This window comes from Kribbella sp. NBC_01245, assembly GCF_036226525.1.
Lineage (GTDB): Bacteria > Actinomycetota > Actinomycetes > Propionibacteriales > Kribbellaceae > Kribbella.
In genome coordinates, this window is the sequence record NZ_CP108487.1 from 3,951,941 (window position 1) to 3,972,729 (window position 20,789).

A 20,789-nucleotide genomic window follows, 5' to 3' on the forward strand; every position below is an offset into this window, starting at 1 on the left:
CGCGAAACCGCGGCGCCCGGCGCCGGGGCGTACGCCCTTGTGCGCCCACCTCCGAGACTAGTCCTCTCGTGTCACTGGTGTGATGCCGGGACGGTCCTTAACTTTTGCCTACGGCTTAATTTTGGTCGGCGCTTTTTGGTTACCCGCCGGTTCCTTTGAGCCGCAGGGCGAGGGCTGGGCAGGCGGCGGCCGCTCGGCGAGCGTGCGGTACGTCGGCCTTGGCGATCTCGCCGCGCGGTATGACCGGGAACCCCCAGTCGTCCAGCGTGACCTTGCCGGCCAGGAGGGTTGCGCAGAGGCCGTGGCCGTCACATCGCGTCCAATCGATGTCGAGCCTCATCGCGAACCTCCCAGGCTGGCGCCGTACGCCGTGACTGGGCGGTTCCGCAGCTGCTGGCCGCCGCCGAGCGGGAGGACGCCTCGGACCGGGAGGACGCCTCGGACCGGGCGGCCGCAGCCCGTGCCGAGGTGGTCGCGGACGTCGTCGCCGAACGCGTCGAGCGCTGACGCCAGGAACCTCGCCGCGCCGTCCGGATGCGCGCACGCCCCGCGCCCGTCGACCAGGCCGAGGTGCCGGCGGGCGTCGTGCCAGCCGTTCGGGTCGCCCGCGAGCAGCCGGCCGAAGTCGTCGACGATCGCGCCGAGGCCGAACACGCACGGACCGCATTGCTTGGCCGACTGATCCGCCAGCCATTGCGCGACGCGATGAACCTCGCCGAGTGGGCAGGTGTCCGGCCCGAGCGCGAGCACGATTCCCGCGCCAAGCGGGATCTCCTTGACCGTACGACTCAGCAGCACGCCTTCGGTACGCGGCAGCCAGATCCCGTGATACCCGCCGAGCAACGTCGTACTGCCTGTCGCGGCACCGGATGCGGCCAAGATCGTGTCGAGCGGTACGCCGGTGGGCACCTCGATCACGCCGGGACGTTCGACGTCGCCCGCGATCGTGAGGAGCTGGGTGCCGGGCTCGGCCGCGAGACCCGTGCGAGCGTATTCCCGCGCGCCCAGACGGGCGAGTACGGCGATCTGGGCGAACGTCTCGACGTTCGAGAGGAAGGTCGGCCGACCCTGGTATCCCTTCCGGCTCGGCAACGTACGCCGCCCTGGCGGAACCGCCTTTCCGCCTTCAAGCCCCCGCAAGACTGCCCGCGCCTCGCCCGCTACGAACCGGCCGGGCGACTCGTCGACGCGGATATCGAGTCTCGCTTCTGTGGACCGGGCTGCGGCGGACCGGGCTGCGGCGGATCGGGCTGCGGCGGATCGGGCTGCGGCGGATCGGGATGTGGCGGCTGCTCGCATTGCCGCGGCGGCCGCCGGGTCGTGCACCGAGACGATGACCAGCGGGGCGCGGAGGGCCTTGGCAATGCCGATCGCGCCGTCGAGAACCAGATGCGGCGCCATGGTCATCAGCAGGCGATCCTTGCGGCTGATCGGCTCGCTTTCGGACCCGTTCACCACCACGGCGGAACTACCGTCGGCCGGCAGATCGGCGAGCTTCACCGACACCGGGAACCCGGCACCACCCCGACCGCGCAACCCGACGGCCGCCACCAATTCCTGGTACGCCGCGCGAGTCAGCTCAGGCATCGGCCCCTCGACTTCGCCCAGCAATCTCGCCGGCCCGATCACCCTGGTCATATCCATCACGCCCCTCATCTCTGCACCAACACGGGCGCTGTTCGGAATGTCGTGCGGGTTTGGGCGGTTCGATGCCTGAGCCGGAACGCCACGGCCGCGGCGACGGTCAGCACGCATCCCACGTTGACGGCGAACATCCACCACGTGCCGGCATCGGTCCCGGCCAAAAGTCCGTGCCCGACCGACAGCACCCACCCGGCAGCCGCGACGAGGTGGACCCCGCGCCACCACTTGGTGAGGCCTTCCGACCGCGCCATCCGCCCGCGTGCCGCGCCAACGACTGCCGCGAGCACCAACCCGTACAAGGCGAGCACTCCGATCGCCATCGCGACGGGCCGGTAGCCGGACCCGAACGGCCAGACCAACACCGACAGACTGATCTGAACGTTGCTATCGGCAACCACCGCCGCCACGTGAGCGGCAATCAGCACCAGCCCGGTGACCGCCGCCGAACGATGCACATACTGCAGCAGGAACCGTCTACCCGGATTGTTGCCCGCAGCCCCTAACGCGCCAAGCGCCGCGGACACCGTGAAGAACACCAACGCCATCACCCCGGCCGCCCGCGCCAAATACCAAAGCGTCATTCGCGGACCCCCTGCTGCTCGGCGCGGGGCGTCATGAGGCGGCCTTGTTCCGAGTGGGCCAGCCAGCGAGTTCGAAGATCTCGCCGTCCTGCCCAACCAGCCGGGCGGGATGACCAGCCAAGGTCAACCGTCCGAGGGCCGCATCCCCTGTCGCGACGAGCGCCGTACTAAAGGTGTTCGCCCGCACAGCCGTCGGCGCCCACACACTCGCCGTTCGCCAAGGACCCTCAGCCGGCCGCCCGGTACGCGGATCGATCAGGTGATGCCCGGTAGCCCACTTCCGCACGGTCGTGGTCGACGTGGCGAGCCCGCCATGCGCAAGCGTCACCGCCGTACCCTCATCCCCGGCCCGCTCGGCAACCTCGATTACCCATGGCTCCCGAGACTCGCCCGCCGCCCGAAGGTCACCACCGATCTCCACCAGTACGGCGCATCCGTATCGCTCGGCGAGTACCGTCGCCGCCCGATCCGCCGTCCAGGCCTTACCGATTGCACCAAGGTCAAGCGTCACCCCAGGCGGTACGCCAATCCGCGCAAGCTTCCGGTCCAGCCGAACCTGCCGCCACCCCGGCACCGCCCGCGCCACCTCACCAGGCCCACGCCCCGGCGCAAGCGCCCGGCGGCGACGTACCAGCTCGATGTCAGCGTCATACCCAGCCGAGATAACGGCCGCGCCAACCGTCGGATCAACCGCACCCCCGCTCATCGACGCGGAAACCAACGCCACGTCCACCATGTCGACCAGCAGCCGCGAAACCGGCACCATCATGCCCGCGCGCCCGTTGACCACCGACAACTCGGAGTCCGGCAGGAACCGGCTCGACGCCCGTTCCACCCGATCCATCATCGCCTTCAACGTGCCCGCACAAGCGCCAACCACCTCCGGATCATCAACAGTCACCCGAACCTGACAACTCCACGCCTCCCACCCCCGCGTCCCAACCACCCGCTCTCCCTTCCCACCCCGACTCGACGGAACTCGCCCAGTCCCGGCTTTCAGGGTTGATGTCTCGACGGCTCGCCCTTTCCGGGCTCTGGTCTTCGAGATCGACGTCTCGGCGGTCATGAGCCGTTGCTCCCACCCTGGGCCGGCTGGTCCTGCTCGGCCTGCCCCAGCCCGCCCTCGCTCTGGCTATCGGTCGAACCGGCACTAGCAGCAGTACTGGACGTGGACCCGGCGGCCTCACCCGAGTCGGTATCAGACGTACTAGACGTACTCGACGTCCCGTCCGATCCGGTCCCGCTACCGATCGCCTGCCGGCCGGTCAGCACCGCCACCGCGAGCCCGGTCCCGCCGATCCCGATCACGGCCGTCGCTACCGCCGTCGCCGCCGAACGCCGCAACCACCGCGCCCGAACGACCTGAGCATCCTCCGCATGATTGACCATGCGCCAACCCTCGCGCCGGCCACGTCAGGCGGACCTCAGCAAACCCTCAAGCCAGCATCAAGTTCCCCTGAGAACTGCCTGAACGCCCACTTTCAGTTGGCTCGATTCATGGCGGCGACCGCATCGCCAGGCGCACCGGCACGCTCGTTAAGCACAGTCATCGGGCAACTCCTCTGGGGTAAGGCCGATTCGGGTCAGGCGAGTGTTGGCATTCTTCTTTCGCCCCTTCTTCCCGCCGATCGTCTTGGTGGTCGTGTTGGTGGTCGTGTTGGTGGTCTTGTTCGTGTACTTGCCAGTGGGCTTGGCTCCGTTCTGCTTTGGTGGGGTGAGTTCGCCGGTGGTGAGGTTGACCTGGCCGAGGTAGTAGGTGCCGGTGTGGTCGACCAGGTACCGGGCGCCGCGCGGGGTGGTCCATTCGACGCTGCCGTCAGGCAGCAGCGCATTACGCAGGCCACCGTGGGTTTTCGCCCGGTGTGGCGTGCGTGTCACCGGCAACAGGTTCCGTGTACTGGTCTGTCCCGGTGGACCGTTCTTGTCGTACGGCACCACATGATCAAGATCGGTGGAGAAGGTGGTTTCGCCAGTGGCCCACGGCTCCATCGGCGTCGGGTAGCGCAGTTTCACCCACTCCCTGATCCGCTGCGGCACTTGATAGGTGTCAGCACTGAGGGGTTCGCGCAGGTCGATGACGGGTTTGAGGACCACGGCCTCGTGGCCGATGAGTTCCTTCAGTTGCGACACCAGCAGCGGACCAATCCCCTCGACCCACGCGACACCGTCACCACTGGCCAGTGCCTCCTGCGAGATACGCACATAGAACGAATGTGGCGCCCGGGCGCGGTTCGGGTTGCGGGCCTTGAGGCCGGCGAGGAACTGATCCACCGGCACGTCGTCGTCGCTGTCGGTGCCGTACCAAGGCTGTTCGTGCTCGCTGCCGGTGCCGTACGCGTCGCCCTTCCCACCGCTGTCGCATTCGCCGTATTCGCCGCGTTCGCCGTACTCGCCGCGTTCGCCGCGTTCGCCGTACTCGCCGTATTCGCCGCGTTCGCCGTATTCGCCGCGTTCGCCGTACTCGCCGCGTCCGCCGCGTTCGCCGTACTCGCCGCGTTCGCCGCACTCGCTGTCATTGCCGCCCTTGCTGTCGTTGCCGGGCTCGCCGTTGTTGTTGTGGTGGGCTGCGGCGTTCTGGGCGGCGTTCTTGCGGGCTTTGCGGCGGCCGTGTTCGCGCAGGTCCAGGGCGACGGCGGGGTCGGCCAGCAGTCCGACGGCTTTGGCGCGGAGTTGCTGGTGGGAGCCGGGCTCGCCCTCTTGCGCCATGATGTCGGCGAGTTCGTCGACGGCGGCATCGAAGCGGATCGCGTCACCGGTTGCGGTGCGGGCGATGACGGATTTGGTGCCGTGGTCGTTGGATTGGCCGAGCCAGACGCCGCGTTGGCGGGCGTAGAGGTCGGCGTCGGCTTGGGCTTTGGCGGGGTCGGCTTGCATTTTGGCCGCCTTCACGAACACCTTCAGCCGTGACGGGGTGACGGTGTTGATGATGGCGTGGATCTTGGCGTCGACGATGGCGGCCGCGGCCAAACTCAGGGATAGGCAGGTGCGGGCGATCGAGCGGGCCCGCCAGGCTTCGGCGTTGCCGGCCAGGACCTGGGCGAGGGTTTTGGGGAATCGGTGCCGTAGGGCGAGGGCTTCGCCGAGGTAGGCGGCCGCGGCGCCGTGGGACATGCCGAGGCGCCAGCCGAATTCCTGGGCGCAGAATTCGGCGATCGGCGGGCAGCCTTCACCGCCGTACACGCGCAGCCGTTCCACTCCCGGCACGATCTCCCCACCCGGCGGTGGGTCGACGGTGGCGTTGAGGTCGGTGTAGTGCAGGGCGAGCAGCAGCGACTCGGCCTCGTCGGCGGCGATGCGGGCGCGCGAGGCGGCGGCGCGGTCCAGGGTCTGGTCCACGTCGAGCTCATCAACACCGTTATCGAACATACTAGCGATTATACAGACTGCGAGGCGGCGATTTCCGTTATCCACAAGGGAAATCGCCACCTTGCGGACGGGGCCGACAGGGAAGGCCATCAGCAAACGCCGCGTCGGGCTGGCGCGAAAGGAGGCGGCGACCGTGTCGCGGGGTTGGCGAAGAGTTAAGGGGCGCCGAGGTGGAGTTCTACTACGGCGTGGGGTTGGGTGGGGCGGATTACGAGGTGGCCGCCGGAGGCTTCGGCGCAGCGGCGGGCTATGTCGAGGCCTAGGCCGGTTGAGCCTCGGTCGCTTCGGCCTCGTTCGCCGGCTCCCAACGGAATGCCCGGCCCTTCGTCAGCCACCGTCAGCAGCGCACCACCAGACGCGCCGACCCGAGCAGACGCAACCGACAACCTCATCGGCACCCCATCAGGCGTATGCGCGACAACGTTCTCCACCAAGGCGTCAATGGCCGCCGCCAGATCCTCGCGCGCAGCACGCACCGGCAACGGCCCAGGCGGCACGTCGACCACCAACTCCCGCCCCTGGTCCTCGAACAACGGCGCCCAGAACGCCGCTCGCCGCCGAGCCACCTCGGTCGCGTCGCAATGCGGCACTCGGCCCTCCCGCTGCGGACGACGGGCTGACCGGATCACCGCGGTCAACGCCCGCTCCAGCGCGTTGACCTGCGTGTTCAGCTCCTCGGCCCGCTCGCGATCCGGTAAGGCCTCCACCTGCAAGCGCAGGGCCGTCAGCGGCGTACGCAAACGATGGGAGAGGTCCGCGACGGCTTCGCGTTCGACCGAGATCACCTCGTCGATGCGATCGGCCAGACCGTTCAGCGCGGCACCGACTTTCGCGACCTCGGCCGGACCGGTTGTCGGTGCGCGCGCGTCGACCTCACCACGGGCCAGCCGTTCCGCCGTACCGGCCGTCTCTTCCAGCGGACGGGTCAGGCGGCGCGTGACCAACTCGGCGCCGGCGATGCTCAGCAGCAGGACGAGCAGACTGCCCGCCCCGAGCACCAGCAGATCCGGCACCAGGCCTTCGCGCAGTTGGGCGTTGGTGAGGTAGATCCGGACCGCCGCGCCGTTCTCGCCGCGGTCGACCTGGATCTCCTTCACGACACCACCGGCGAGCCGTTTGACCTTGGTATCGGACAACTTCGGCGGGCCTTTGCCCTTACCGGCGCCGCCATAGCCGGAGCCGGAAACGAGTACGTCGTCCTGGTCGGGCGCGGCATCCCCCAGCACGGTCCCGTCGTGCAGGCAGACCGAGATCGCGCCCGGGCCCTGGGTCTTCACCTCGGCCAGGAAGTCGGTGATGTCCTCGACAGACTTGTCCCGATCGCCGACGTAATACGCGACGGTCTCCAACCGAAGACCGGCTCGTTCCAGGGCATCGTCCTCGGCGGCGGAACGCATCAGCAGCATCAACGGAATCGCAAAGGCCAGCACGACCAGCGTGGTCATCCCGACCGAGAGCAGGAGAATCCGGCGGCGCATGTCAGCCGCCCTGATCCGGCAGGGCCAGCTTCACGCCAACCCCGCGAACGCTGTGCAGATAACGCGGAGCGGCCGCGGTCTCGCCCAACTTCCGGCGCAACCAGGACAGATGGACGTCGACCGTCCGGTCACCACCTCCCCACGGCATCCCCCACACCTCGGCGAGCAGCTCGCGCTTCGACACCACCGCGCCGGGCCGTCGGGCCAGCGCCAGCAGCAGGTCGAACTCCTTCCGCGTCAGCTCGACCGAACCGCCACCGACCGTCACCTCCCGGCTGCGCGGATCGACGACCAGCTCGCCCAGCCGGATCGTCTCGTCCTCCCCCGAGCCATTGCCGCCGCGCCGCAGCACCGCGCGGATCCGGGCGTCGATCTGGGCCGAGCTGAACGGCTTGATCACGTAATCGTCCGCGCCGGCATCGAGCAGCCGGACCATACTGTCGTCGTCATCCCGCGCGGTCGCCACGATCACCGGCACTTCGCTCACCGCCCGCATCATCGCGAGCACATCCCGCCCGTCGAGATCAGGCAGGCCGAGATCGAGCAGCACGACGTCCGGCTTGTCCCGCGCGACCGCCGCGATACCGTCCGCGCCGGCCGCCACCGCGGTCAGCACATGCCCGGCAGCCGTCAGCGAACGCACGAGCGATGTACGAATCGCGTCGTCGTCCTCGATCAGCAGTACCCGGGCCATGGCAAGAGATTAGCTCTCCTGATCCAATTCCCTAATCTCGTTGCCCTCGGCAATAAGACGGGCTGGTGCGCGCAAGCCGACCGAGCGCAGTTCCAGGTTGGCCAGCTGATTCATCACCTCGGGGTCGCGCGAACGCCAGGCCGAGACCGGGTCGTCGCTGATCTTCGCGAGCTTGTGCATCGGCTGGTTGGCCATCGCGCGTAAGGCGAACAGCTCCAGATCGGCATCCGAGTCGATGAAGCGTTGCGCGGCCGTCGCCCGCCGGGAGAACAGGATTCGCCGCGGCAACCAGATCAGCAACGCGAACAGGACCGGCAAGAGAACGGTCACCCCGCCCAGCACGTACGCCAGTTGCTCGACCGCCGCCGCCTGATCCCGGCCGGCATCCGCGAGCTTGGTCGCGGCTCCGGCGGCACTGTCCAGCGGCGCGCGCAGCTTGGAACCAACGGCCGGTACGTCGCCCGCGGGTTCTGCCAGGCGGCGCAGATCCCCCGACAAGGCGTCACCGGCCTCGGCCACCTTGCGCCCGGGCACGCCGAGCAGATTGGTGACCTTGAAGACCAGATATCCCAGGCCCGCACAGAACGCGATCCAGGCGACCAGAAACAGGTCCCCGATCACCTGTCCGGCCCGTTGGGTTCCGACGTCGGAGTAAAGCTTCACGATGGTCACATCCCGGCTCGCGTGGATCAGCGCGAGCCACGCTACGGGTTCTGTCGGTGGGCGTCGTTACGCTGACGGCGTGTCCGAATTTCCGCTCGCCTTGCAGCCGCTGGCGTATCACCGATCCGTGCTGACGCAGGTCCGCCGGACGGATGAGTCCGCCTGGCGCTCACTGCTGTCTGAACCAGGGCCAGGATCAGCCGCCGCGGACGATCCCGAAGTGACGCAAGCCCTGCTGCGCAACGCCTATCGCCTCGAGCCCACCGGCCATCCGGAGCTGCACGAAGCCGCCGATCGAGCCTGTACGGCGCTGGGTCTGACCGGCCCGATCGAGTTCTTCCAGGTGGAGGGCGGTTCGGCCAACGCGTCGCTCCTGCACCAACCTGGCCGAACGGTCATTCTCTTCTCGGGAAGCTTGCTCGACCTGCTCGACGCCGACGAGTTGACCGCCATTTGCGGGCACGAGCTGGCCCATCGCCTGCTCTGGACGCTCGACGACGGCGCGTATCTCGCGATCGACCGGCTCCTCGACGCGGCGGCCGGTGACGCGCGTACGCCGGGGCAGTACCTCGAGACCGCCAGACGTTGGGCGATGGCGTGCGAGCTGTTCGCGGATCGGGGCGCGCTGACGGCCTGCGGCGATCTCGCAACCACCGTGCGGGCGTTGCTCAAGGCTCACACGGGTCTGGCGCAGGTCGATCCCGAGGCGTATCTCCGTCAGGCCGCCGAGATCGACCTGAGTTCGGGCAGTCGCGGCACTAGTCACCCCGAGGGCGTCGCCCGGGCTTGGGCGCTGCGCGGCTGGCTTGCCGGTGAGGACGTCGAGAGCATCGTCACCGGGCCGCTCGACGTCGACGCGCCGGACGTGCTGGACGCCGCGATCCTGCGCGACCTCGCCGGGCGATTCGCCGGCCATATCGCGGCTGAGGAAGAGCTGCGGACGCCAGTGGTTGCCACGCATGCGGCGGCCTTCTTTGATCCACCTCCGGCCGAGTTGCCCGCGCTGACCGGGTCTTTCCCGCGTTTCGACGAGCCGCTCGCGATGCGCCCGGTGGATGGCGCGCCGATGCCGAAGCCGCGCGCGTTGACTCCGGCGACCCTGCGTTTTCTCGGCTATCTCCTGCTCGACTTGGCGACCGCCGATCCCGAGACGGGTGATGCGGGATTGGCCGCCGCGATCCGGATCGCCCGGCGCGCCGGCCTCACGACGTACGACGATCTGGCTGACGACGAGCTCGGCTGGACAAGCAAGCGGCGTGCCGAGCTGGTAGCCCTGGCTGAGGAACGACTGTGGTGAGCCGCGCGTTCCAGATGGCGTGGGGGTGGTCATCGTGAGGGCGGCGGAGCTGGTCGCATTGGCCGTCGACAAGGGCGGTCTGGGCAGCGACGCCTTGCTGGCTGCCGTGTTGCCGCTGTTCCGGCAGACGGCGGAGATCCACGAACGCGGGTTGGTCGCGCCGTTGCGCGGGCTGGATCAGCTCACGCTCGATGAGCAGAGCCGGCTCGAGTTCGCGCCCGAGCAGGCGATCCGGCCGTTGCTCGCGCCGGAGGAGCTGACCGCTCGCGAAGGCCGTAGGGCGGATGCCGTCGAGATCATCCGGGAGCGGCGCCTCGAGACGGACCTGGAGCGAGCGGGCGGTTCCGCGCAACTCCTGGTCGCCGAGCCGACCCCGGCCGCGATCAGTTCCCCCGTGTTCGTGCCTGGTTGGCAGAGCTGGGAGCACGTGGTCGGCCATCACGATCCGCTCACGGACGTCTTCTCTTTAGGGCAGTTACTGATCGCCCTGGCTTGTGGGCTGGACTTCGACCGCACTGAAGACGTCGCGCGCCTGATCGATGCCCAGGGCAACCTTTTCCGGATCGGTACGCCGGTGCATCCGGTCATCGCCGCGGTCGCCGTGCAGATGGCCGAGCCCGATCGCCATCGCCGGGCGCAGGACCTCCGCTCGCTGATCGATCGACTCGAGGACTATCGGGACCAGCCGCTCGACTTCGACCTGGCGGCCATCACCGAGCGCGAGACCGATCGCCGGGCCGCCGTGCTGACGGCCTTGCGGCACCGGCTGTTCGACCTTTCCCGACGGAACAAGCTGGTCCAGTTCCGGCATACCGCGCAGAGTCTCAACCTGACCGAGGCGTCGGTGCCGTTGATGCTCGACGTGCGTACGATCCGGCCGGAGCACCTCTTCACGTGGAGCGCCGATCTCGCCGGCGGCAAGACGTACTCGCTGGGTAAGTGGGTGCGCTACGAGGAAGCGCCGTATGCCGCGAGCTCCCTGGACAAGCTGATCTCGACGGCCCGGCGCGATCGGGCCGAGTTCGGGCAGGACCAGTTGCGGCTCGTGCCGGTGTTCCTTCGTTGGCATGACCTGAAGAACGATCCGGACACGCGCCTGACCTCGCCACTATTGCTGCTCAAGGTCGAGCTGGCGAAGAAGCGCGGCGTCCGCGACTCGTACACCCTGCGCGTGGCCGACCCCGTCGCCGAGGTGAACCCGACGCTTCGCCATCTCCTGCACGAGTTGTACGGCGTTGAGCTGCCCGAGCACATCGACCTGAGTGAGCAGACGGCGATGACCGATTTGCATGCCAGGTTGACCGCTCAGTTCCAGGCGTCGGAGCCGGGTCTCACCTTGCGGTACCAGGACAAACCGCGCATCGACCTGGTGCGGAACCGCGCGATGGTCCGCCTGCGCAGCTACCGGCGCCACCAGCATGGCAACATCGCGGACGAGTTCGGCGGCCGCAGGTACCCGTACTCCTATCGGCAGACCGACTACCAGCCGCTGGGCGTGCAGATCTTCCGGCACCAACTGGCTGTGCAGGAGCTGCCCATCGGCGTGCTGCTCGGTGAGCCCCGCACGCAATCGGTCAGCGCGCCCGGGCCGATCGAGACTGACACCTACACCCTCGATGAGGGCGCCGGCGCGAGTCCCTACGCGTGGGACTTCGACCTTTGCGCGGTGGCGCTGGCCAACTTCAACTATCGGACTCTCGGGTTGGTCCGCGATTACGACGAGCTGCTCGCGAACGGTCAGTCGTGTGCGTCGTTCGAGCAGTTGTTCTCCGACGATCCGCGGCCGCTCTCCACCCAACCGCCCGAGCTGCCGACGGCCGAGCGGCATCTGGTGGTGCCGGCCGACGGCTCGCAGGTCGCAGCCGTCGCGCGGGCAAGGCGGGGCGAGAGCTTTGTGATCCAGGGGCCACCGGGCACGGGCAAATCCCAGACCATCACGAACATGATCGCCGACTTCGTCGCGCAAGGTCGTCGCGTGCTGTTCGTCTGCCAGAAGCGCGCCGCCCTCGACGTGGTGCACGCCCGCCTCGCCGGCCGCGGGCTGGACGAGTTGTGCACGCTGATCCACGACTCGCAGACCGACAAGAAGGCGTTCGTGCACGGGCTGCGCGATACGTACGAGCGTTGGCTCGCGGCCGGCGACGACCTGGACCAACTGACCATCCGCCGGGACGAGGTGATCACGCGGATCAACGGGCTGCTGCACACGGTCGCCCAGTTCGAGGCATTGCTTGCCTCCGGCAACAAACCGGCGCTGCGCGAAGTGGTCGAGCGGCTGGCGGCGCTCCGCGATCAGGCGTGGGGCGACGACTTGGGCCTCGAGGACCGCGGGCTGGTGCCGACCGAGGGCGATTGGTGGCCGGCGCGCGGCGTCGTGGCCGAGTTGTCCCGCGTCTTGCAGGCGGTGGACCCCAGTAGCGAAGGTGTGCTCGCGCGGAGTCTGCTCGCCCGGGTGCAACCTACGCTCTGGAGTGCGGCCGGTGCCGACCTGGAAATCCCCGCCCGCGCCGCGAGGGCCCGAGACGCCTGGAATCCTGCGACCGAGCGCTTTGCCGACTTGCCTGTACGTCGATTGCGCGAGCTCGTCTCGGCGGCCGAGGTGCTCGCGCCGCTGGTCGAGCGTGGACGCGGGCAGGCGCTGGAGCCGGGATCCCCTGCCGCTCGTGAGCTGGCCGAGGCGCGGGATGACCAGCAGCGGCAGCGTACGACCGCGGCCCGCTGCTGGCACGACGCGCGCGGTTGGCGGGAGCCACCACCTTCGGCCGCGGAGGCCCAATCGGCGTACAAGATCGCCCATCACCAGGAGCCGCGCACCTTCCGTTTCCTGAACCGCGACTGGCGCCGGATCAAGTCGATGGTCTCGAGCCGGTTCGACCGCGACGCCACGACGGAGCACGCCTCCGTGACCGACGCCCTCTACCTCCTGACCGAGGCACACCACCACGGCGAGCTCGCGCGCCGGTCCGAGGAGGAGGCCCAGCGGGTTTGGGGTTCGGCCGATCTCGTCGCGTTGTCCGACGACCTCGCTCGCATCCGTCAATCCGACCTGGCGGACTGGCATGCGGAATTGACGGGCGGCCTGGCCGAACCGCTGGCGCAGATCGCTCCGGCTCTGCGCCACGCCGAACAGCTTGGCGCCGAGTTGCTCACCGCGTTTGACGACCTCACGCTCGGCGAATTGCGGGCGCTGCTCGATCGGTTGGCCTCCCCCGGCATCGTGCCGACGCTCCAGGCGCTCGCGGCACCACTTCAAGCCCTTGGGGCCTGTGAAACGACAGTTCAGGACGCCGTACGGCGATTGAGGGGGACGCCGGAGCAGTTGGAGTACGCGGTGAGCCGGCTGGCGTGGGATCGGGCTCGTGCAGGTGCGCCCGAGTTGTCGTCGGGAAGGCTCGATCGCGTCGTCGGCCAACTCGGTCTCGCCTATGACGAGTTGACCGATCTCAACGCGGCGGCCGTCGTTGCCCGGGTGCGTCGGCGGTTCCACACGGAGCTCGCGCATTCCGAGTTGAGCGCTACCGGGATGTCCAGCGAGGACCGCGATCGGAAGAAGGCGTTCAGCACCGGACGTCGCGAGCTGGAGCACGAATTCGGCAAGGTGATGCGCTACAAGTCGATCCGTGAGCTGTCCTCGGGCGCCTCGGGCTCGGTCGTCTCGCTGTTGCGGCCGGTTTGGCTGATGAGCCCGTCGTCGGTGTCGGACACGTTGCCGCTGGGGACGACGTTCGACGTGGTCGTGTACGACGAGGCGAGCCAGATCCCGATCGAGGAGGCCGTGCCCGCGTTGCACCGGGCGCCGCAGGTAATCGTGGTCGGCGACCAGATGCAGCTGCCGCCAACGCAGTACTTCCGCGTATCCACAGCAGTCCGCCCGGACGATGATGGCGACTTCGGTGCCGAAGCGGAGCAGGTGGGCGTCGTACTCGACGAGGACAGCTGGCTCTCGATCAGCGCTCAGCGGCTCGCGTCAACGATGCTTACCTGGCACTACCGGAGCAAGTCCGAGGCGCTGATCTCGTTCAGCAACGCGGCCTTCTACCAAGGGCGGCTCGCGACCGTTCCGGATCGATTACCCGCGCCGACGGCACCCCCGTGGACGGTGCAAGGGCCTGCCGGTGAGGTCGGCGAGATCGTCGACGGCCTGCTCGCGGGCAGTATCAGTACGGTCCGCGTGGCCGACGGCGTCTACCAGCGCCGGACCAATCCGGCCGAGGCTCGATGGATCGCCGCGATGGTCCGCGAGCTGCTCGGGCGCAGTACTGGGAAGAGCCTTGGCATCGTCGCGTTCTCCGAGGCGCAACAGGGTGAGATCGAGCGGGCGCTGGAGGAGCTCGCGCAGTTCGATCCGGAGTTCGGCGCCGCCTACGAGGCAGAACTGGTGCGGACGCGCGACGACCAGGACATCAGCCTGTTCGTGAAGAACCTGGAGAACGTCCAGGGCGACGAGCGCGACGTCATCCTGATGAGCGTGTGTTACGCCGCCGGATCCGACGGCCGCATGCTGATGAACTTCGGCCCGATCAACACCGCGGGCGGCGAGAAACGTCTGAACGTCATCTTCTCCCGTGCCCGCGAGCACATGGTCATCGTCTCCAGCATCGAGCCCGACGCGATCACCAACACCTACAACGACGGCGCCAACACCCTTCGCCGTTTCCTCACGTACGCCGAAGCCGTCTCCCGAGGCGACACCGCCGCCGCGAGTGCCGGGCTGGGCGTCCGTCGTGCCGGGACAGCCCGGGAGACGTCCGCGGTCGTACGGCAGCTGGCCGACGCTCTCCGTGAAGTCGGCGGCATCGAGGTGGAGACGGACGTGGGCGAATCCGTGTTCCGGTGCGACCTGGCCCTCCGGCGTACCGGCGAAACCGGGCACCGCCTGGCCGTGCTCGTCGACACACCGGAGCGCGTCGCCGCCGACTCACTGCTCGAACGCCTCGGCACGCATCCGCGCGCGCTCACCACTGGCGGCTGGCAGGTTCGCCACGTTCTCACCACCGACTGGACGCAAAACCCGGAGGCCGTGGTGGCCGGGTTGCAAGAAGTGCTGGCCCGGCCGACCGACTGAGGCTTAGAGGGTGCTGCGGAGAGACCAGAGGAGGGGGTAGTAGCGCAGCTCGAGGCGGCTGCGGAGGTAGCTGGCGCCGGAGGAACCACCGGTGCCGGGCTTCGTGCCGATCATGCGCTCGACCATGACGACGTGGCGGGCGCGCCAGGCGGCGGCCAGTTCGTCGTGCTGAAGGAGGGCCTCGGCAAGTTCCCAGACCGCGTCGTACTGAGACCGATCGTGGGCCACCTTCTGCAAGGCGCTGCGGATCTCGTCCTCGGTGCCGGTGTCGAACCCGGCCTTGGCCAGCACCGCGAGGAACGCCTCCCACAGGGTCGGCTCCTCCAGCCGCTGCGCTAGCCGGACCTTCTCCGCCTCGGACAGACCGCGGAAGCGCTGCACGAACGACGGGTCCTTCGCGCCGGAGAGGAACTCGATCTCCCGGAACTGCACCGACTGGAAACCGCTCGCCGGCGACAACCGGTGCCGGAATTCGCCGAAGTCCTGCGGCGTCATCGTCTCCAGGATGTCGACCTGCTGGGTCAGCGTGCGCTCGATCGTATGCACCCGGCGGAGCAGGTGCTGCGCGAGCCAGAGCTCACCGGTCAGCATCGCGTCCCGGGAGGCGGTCATCTCGTGCAGGATCTGCTTGAACCAGAGCTCGTAGACCTGGTGAATCGTGATGAACAGCAGTTCATCGTGGGCGGGCGGATCGGATTCCAGGCGCTGCTGGTCGAGCAGCTGGCCCAGACGCAGGTAGCTGCCGTAGGTCAGGCGGCCACCTTCCTCACCGAAGTGGACGTCGACACCGTCCCACTGACCCTTGACGGCGTCTGCGGTTGGCTCGGTAGTGGACTCGTTCGGAGTGGTCACGGACCGAGCGTAACTCTGCCTATTACTAGCGAGGGTCGCGAGGCCAGTAGCGATCGAGGAAGTCGTTGCGGAACTTGCCGTTCGGATCGGACCGCTCCAGCAGCTCCGCGAAGTCCCCGGCGTGCTCGTAAAGCGCCCGCGGCGAGTCCGTCGCGAAGACCTTGCCCCAATGCGGCCGGGCGTCGAACGACTCCAGCGCCGCCTCGATCTGCTCGACCACCTTCTGCACGGCAACCGGTTCCCGCACCCAGGTGAAGTGCAGCGCGACCGTGTCCCGCCCTTGGCTCGGGCTCAACCACAGGTCCTCGGCCGCGATCGTCCGCACCTCGGAGATCTGCAACAACCCGGCCATCTGCGAGCCAAGCCTGGTCAACGCCTCAAATGCGGCAGGCGCCATCGCCCGCGGCACGAAGTACTCCGACTGCAACTCCTCGCCCGTGCTCGGCGTGAACCGGAGCTGGAAATGCGGCAGCCGCTCGAACCAAGGCCCGGGCACACCCAACTGCTCGGTGCTGTACGTCGCGGGCATCCCCGGCACCGGGTGGCGCGGGCCGTCCGCCGGGGTCGACCCGAGCCAGCCCGGCTCGAGTGGCTCCTGATCCGCGAGCGCCTTCCGCCAGATCTGGGCCGGCTTCTGCCAGTCGGTGAAGGCGCTCACGCTGTACGCGCTCGGCCAGATCTCCTCGAAGTCCGTGCCGAGGCGCTCGAGCGGCACGCCCTCGTACACGAACTGGCGTACGTCGAACGCGGGCACGGCGTCGAGGGTCAGCCCGACGATCACGCCCATCCCGCCCAACGCCAGCACCGACCCCGGGAAGTCCGGCTCGCCCCGGCGTACCCGAGTGAGCGAGCCGTCGGCCCGGACCAGGTCGATCGCCGCCACGGCGGAGGCGAGGGTGCCGTTGGCATCGCCGGAGCCGTGCGTACCGGTGGAGCAGGCGCCTGCGATCGAGATGTGCGGCAACGAGCCGAGGTTGTGCAGGGCGAGACCCGAGGCGTGCAGGCGGGTGGTGACCTCGCCGTACCGCAGACCGGCCGAGACCGTCACCTGCCGCGCGTCGGTGTCCACGTCGATGACGGGTGGCAGACCGGCAACCGAAAGGAACGTGCCAGTGGTGTCCGCGATGCGGTTGAACGAGTGCCCGCTGCCGAGCACCCGCACCCGCTCGGCGGCCGCCACGACCTCCTGCAGCTCTTCCACCGAGGCGCAGCTCACCAGCTCCCCGGCCGAGAACTCGATATTGCCGGCCCAGTTCCTCAACACCACGGCATCTCCCTCACAGGTCTTTTGCGTTCGTTCGTCGGAATACGGCCTGTATCCACGTTGTATACAGGCCGTATTCCGACGAACGAATGTCAAGACGAAGCCTAGGTGGTCCTCTCCGGGTGCTACTGCGGCTGTCCAGGAATCGCTGGAGCGCCTGACACCGCCTCGTCGCCGGATAGCGGCCGCAAGGTCACGCCGTACGAGTGGGGCCTGGTCGGGTCCACCCGGTACGGCGGCAGGGTGCTGTTGGGGGTTTCGCCCATGCCGGTCTCGCGAGCGCCTACGTGCATGGTGACCCAGCCCTTGTTCCGCACGAGTGGGAGCTGGAAGTCGTACTCCGCGCGGTCGAGCCGGTCGTACGGGGTGACGCTGACGTCGACGGTCTCCGGGGCTGCCACCAGCAGTCCGTTGCGGCCGTCGCCGAGACTGGTCCACCGGGTGTCGGTGTGGTTGCCGTACGCCTGCGGCCGCGAGTAGCGCACGTACTGCTCGTCGACGGTGCTACGGAATACCCCGATGCGCGTGCCGGAGGCGCGGTCGTTGTAGTTCTCCTCGGGCCCACGGCCGTAGTACGCGAACCGGCTCAGCGACTCGGGCACACGCATCGAGAAACCGAGGCGCGGGAGGTATGGCAGGGTGCCGAGCTTGGTGCCCTTCGGCGTGACCTGATGCCCGAGGGTGATGGCACCACCCGCGTCGATCGTGTACGTCATGGCCTGGTCGAACGACAGCTCCGCCTTGTGCCCCGGTGCCGCGGCAACGCTCTTCACCACGATCCGCGCGCTCCCGTCCGGGAGTCTCGTGGTGTCGATAGACGAGACCTTGGTTTGCAGGCGATCGAGGCCGATCGCGTTCCAGCGTTCGCGATCCGCGACACCCCAGCCGTACGTCTCGTTCGAGGTCGGCGGACGCCAGACGTCGAGCTCCGGTCCACCTTGCAGCAACTCCTTGCCCCTGGCAACCATCGACGCCAGCGTTCCGGTTGTGCGGTCTAACGTGTAGCGGAATTGCTTGCCCGAGACAACGGTCTTTCCAGAGACCTCACTGATCCCGACGGCACCGGTCTTCGGAGGTTCGGCCACACCTGCGACGACCGTGCCACCGAGGCGGAACTGGCCGCGTGTGGTCATCGCGCCATCGCGGAAGACCGCGTCGAGATCTAGGAATCGCTCAAGCGAGCGGGGGTTTTCGGCCGCGACCGGTAGGCGTAGCACCTGCTGTGAAGCGGGCGGCAGGGTCAAAGGAACGCTGCCCTGCCGGATGACCTGATCCGCCTGCCGAACGGCCCAGCGGACGTCGATCGCCAGCGGCGCGAACTGGCGCTCGTTGGAGACCGTCACCACGCCGGGTTCGGTCGAACTGAACCGTACGGGCGAATGGGCCCACGCCAGCTCGGCCGTCTCGGGCTGGAGGTATCGATCGGTTCCCACCAGGCCGTCCGTGCCCGACAGACTGACGCCGAGGCTCTGGAAGTCGCCTACCGCCTTCGACTCCTCGAAGTCCAAAGCAAGCACGGCCTCGCCCGACTTGTCGGCCGTCAGCTCATCGGCGGTCAACGCGCGCGAGTGGATCCGGATCTGGTCGAACACGCCGTGCGCCAACCGGGTCTTGGTCTGGTCCTGCTGGGTCTGCGCGTTCCGTCCGACGTTGACCTCCCACAGACCGGGCTCGATCCGCCCGGCGGCTTCGAGACCGGCGGCGCGCACCCCGTCGACGTACAAGGTCAGGGCCCGGCCGTCGTACGTGCCGGTGACGCGATGCCAGCTGCCGACCCAGCTCGCCGGTACGGCGGCGGAGACTGCACGCTCGACGCCGTTGATCGTGACGCGGAACTCGACGGTCGAGGCGTTCGGCTGTTGCAGGGCGTACTGCTGCCCCTTGGTCACGATCGGGAAGGACCCGGCCCAGCTGCCGGGTTTGACCCAGGCGTCGAGGGTGAGACCACCCGTCATGTCGTCGAGCGAGGCGTCGCGGAAGACGTTCACGAAGTCGTCCAGCCCGGACAGCTCAACGCCCTTGCCCTGATGGCCTTCCACCAAAGAAGGTTTGCCGACGAAGAAGGTCTGCAGCTTCGCGGGCGTCATCACCAACGGCTGTTCGAGATTCTGCTCGGCCCAGTCCCAGATGAAGCCGCCTTGCATCGACGGGTACTTCCTCGCCAGCGCCCAGAACTGGTCGAAGTTGCCCAGACCGTTGCCCATGGCATGCGCATACTCGCCCATCACGATCGGCTTGGCGAACGTTTTCGCCTTGTTTTCCAGGGATGCCGGGGTTGGATAGCGCGGCCCGGCAACATCCGCGAACGGCGCGTCCCCATCGGGCCGGTTCGGCTGGTGATAGAGCAGCCGGGTCGGCTCGTTGGCGTCGGCCCATTCGGCCATCGCGAAATGCGCCGTACCGAGGCCGGCCTCGTTGCCGGTGTCCCAGAAGACCACGCTCGGGTGATTCTTGTCCCGCTCGACCATCGCCACGAACCGGTCGTGGAACGCCGCCTGCCATTCGGGTTTGCTCGCCAGACAGTTCGACGGACACGACTCGCGCGAATGCGTCTCGATATCGACCTCGTCATCGATCAGCAGACCGTACTTGTCGGCCAGCTCGTACCAATACGGATCGCTCTCGTAATGCGAAGTGCGCACGGCGTTGATGTGCAGCTTCTTCATCAACCGGACGTCGCGCTCCATCGCCGCGCGGGTGACGTGCCGCCCAGTCTCGGGATCGGTCTCGGCTCGGTTGACCCCGCGGAACAGGATGCGTTTGCCGTTGAGCAGCACCTGCTTGTCCCTGACCTCGATCTCGCGGAATCCGACCTGCTGCCGGGTCGAATGCACCACCCGCCCGGCCGGATCCACGAGCGAGAGCACAAGCGTGTAAAGCGTCGGCGTCTCGTCGGACCACTTGGCCGGATTGCTGATCACCCCGCTGCCACCTTGGATGGTGGAGACCAGCCGGCCGTTGGCGTCATGCAGTTTGCCGACGACCTTGTAGTCGTTGCCAGGCGCAACCACCTCGGCATCGACCTTCAGCGTTGCGTCACGATAGGCCGAGTCGAGATCCGTGGTGACGTAGGCGTCCTGGATACGGGCTGTCGGCAACGAATAGACGTACACGTCGCGGAAAATGCCGGCGTAACGCCATTGGTCGTAGTCCTCCAGGTACGCCCCGGCACCCCAACGATGGACCTGTACGGCGATCGTGTTGCGGCCGGGCCGGACCTTCGAGGTCACGTCGAACTCGGCTGGGCTGTAACCGCCCTGGTCATACCCGGCGTACTTGCCGTTGACCCAGACGAAATACCCGCTGGTGACGCCCTCGAACCTAAGCAACTGCTGCCGCCCATCCCACGATTGCGGCAGGTCGAACGTCTTGAGGTAAGCGCCGGTCGGGTTCACATCGCGCGGCACCTTCGGCGGTTCGTCGGGCCAGAGCTCCTCGGGCACGTTCCGGAAGACCGGGTGATCGATGAAGTCGCTCTGCCACGTATGCGGCACCTGCACCGACGGCCAGCCGGACGCGTCGTACCCGGGCTCCTGGTACCCCGCCGGTACCTCGCCCGGCGTCTTCGCGATGCGCAACTTCCACGCCCCGTCGAGCACTCGCACGTACGGCGATTGGCCTCCGTGGGCGGCAGCCGTCTCGTCGTCGTACGGCCGTAACCGGGTATGCGGCGCGACCTGTCCCTCGGCCACTCGGCCCGGGTCTTCGAGGTACGCGTGCACCGCGTCGCTGGTGACCGGCCCGTCGACGGTCGGAGTCGTCATCGACGCGGCAACGCCGGTCAGGCCTGCCACCAGGGCGACCGTGCAGAGCAATGGCAGGTGGCGGCGCAAAGCGATCTCCTCATGGTCGAACAAATCCCTCGCCAGGGTGTCATGCTTGGTG

14 protein-coding genes are annotated in these 20,789 nt (G+C 68.1%); 2 read left to right on the forward strand and 12 right to left on the reverse strand.

Annotated elements, in window-relative coordinates; translation table 11 throughout:
- Positions 1–139: 139 nt before the first annotated feature.
- The 9 genes from OG394_RS17500 to OG394_RS17540 form a co-directional block, all read right to left on the reverse strand.
- Positions 140–340: a ferredoxin gene (locus OG394_RS17500; RefSeq protein WP_328996443.1), complete on the reverse strand. Its 201-nt coding sequence runs from the start codon at positions 338–340 to the stop codon at positions 140–142.
- Positions 337–1,644: an NADH-ubiquinone oxidoreductase-F iron-sulfur binding region domain-containing protein gene (locus OG394_RS17505; protein WP_328996444.1), complete on the reverse strand. Its 1,308-nt coding sequence runs from the start codon at positions 1,642–1,644 to the stop codon at positions 337–339. Before OG394_RS17505 ends, OG394_RS17500 begins: the two co-directional genes overlap by 4 nt.
- A gap of 8 nt (positions 1,645–1,652) precedes the next feature.
- Positions 1,653–2,225: a hypothetical protein gene (locus OG394_RS17510; protein ID WP_328996445.1), complete on the reverse strand. Its 573-nt coding sequence runs from the start codon at positions 2,223–2,225 to the stop codon at positions 1,653–1,655.
- A 31-nt stretch (positions 2,226–2,256) separates the two neighbouring features.
- Complete coding sequence (locus tag OG394_RS17515; RefSeq protein ID WP_328996446.1) at positions 2,257–3,126, reverse strand: FAD:protein FMN transferase; 870 nt, start codon at positions 3,124–3,126, stop codon at positions 2,257–2,259.
- 161 nt (positions 3,127–3,287) lie between these two features.
- Positions 3,288–3,614, reverse strand: coding sequence for a hypothetical protein (locus OG394_RS17520; RefSeq protein WP_328996447.1), 327 nt, complete (start codon positions 3,612–3,614; stop codon positions 3,288–3,290).
- Between the two features lie 147 nt (positions 3,615–3,761).
- Positions 3,762–5,681 carry a DUF222 domain-containing protein gene (locus OG394_RS17525; protein ID WP_328996448.1) on the reverse strand — a complete coding sequence of 640 codons (1,920 nt, stop codon included), beginning with the start codon at positions 5,679–5,681 and terminating at the stop codon, positions 3,762–3,764.
- A gap of 65 nt (positions 5,682–5,746) precedes the next feature.
- Positions 5,747–7,069, reverse strand: coding sequence for a sensor histidine kinase (locus OG394_RS17530; RefSeq protein WP_328996449.1), 1,323 nt, complete (start codon positions 7,067–7,069; stop codon positions 5,747–5,749).
- A 1-nt stretch (position 7,070) separates the two neighbouring features.
- Positions 7,071–7,763, reverse strand: coding sequence for a response regulator transcription factor (locus OG394_RS17535; protein WP_328996450.1), 693 nt, complete (start codon positions 7,761–7,763; stop codon positions 7,071–7,073).
- Between the two features lie 9 nt (positions 7,764–7,772).
- Positions 7,773–8,426, reverse strand: a complete 654-nt coding sequence (locus OG394_RS17540; RefSeq protein WP_328996451.1) for a hypothetical protein — start codon at positions 8,424–8,426, stop codon at positions 7,773–7,775.
- A 79-nt stretch (positions 8,427–8,505) separates the two neighbouring features.
- Here OG394_RS17540 and OG394_RS17545 point away from each other — a divergent pair, with 79 nt between their 5' ends.
- Both OG394_RS17545 and OG394_RS17550 read left to right on the forward strand, forming a co-directional pair.
- Entirely contained in the window at positions 8,506–9,723 is a 1,218-nt protein-coding gene (locus tag OG394_RS17545; protein ID WP_328996452.1) for a M48 family metalloprotease, read from the forward strand.
- 34 nt (positions 9,724–9,757) lie between these two features.
- Complete coding sequence (locus OG394_RS17550) at positions 9,758–14,788, forward strand: AAA domain-containing protein (protein WP_328996453.1); 5,031 nt, start codon at positions 9,758–9,760, stop codon at positions 14,786–14,788.
- 3 nt (positions 14,789–14,791) lie between these two features.
- Here OG394_RS17550 and OG394_RS17555 read toward each other — a convergent pair whose 3' ends face one another.
- The 3 genes from OG394_RS17555 to OG394_RS17565 form a co-directional block, all read right to left on the reverse strand.
- Positions 14,792–15,640, reverse strand: coding sequence for a tryptophan 2,3-dioxygenase (locus OG394_RS17555; RefSeq protein WP_328996454.1), 849 nt, complete (start codon positions 15,638–15,640; stop codon positions 14,792–14,794).
- A 25-nt stretch (positions 15,641–15,665) separates the two neighbouring features.
- Entirely contained in the window at positions 15,666–16,907 is a 1,242-nt protein-coding gene (locus OG394_RS17560; protein WP_328996455.1) for an FAD-binding protein, read from the reverse strand.
- Positions 16,908–17,029: 122 nt separating this feature from the next.
- The gene (locus OG394_RS17565) at positions 17,030–20,737 is read right to left on the reverse strand and encodes a glycoside hydrolase family 2 TIM barrel-domain containing protein (protein WP_328996456.1); all 3,708 of its coding nucleotides are present in this window, start codon (positions 20,735–20,737) and stop codon (positions 17,030–17,032) included.
- Between the last annotated feature and the right edge of the window lie 52 nt (positions 20,738–20,789).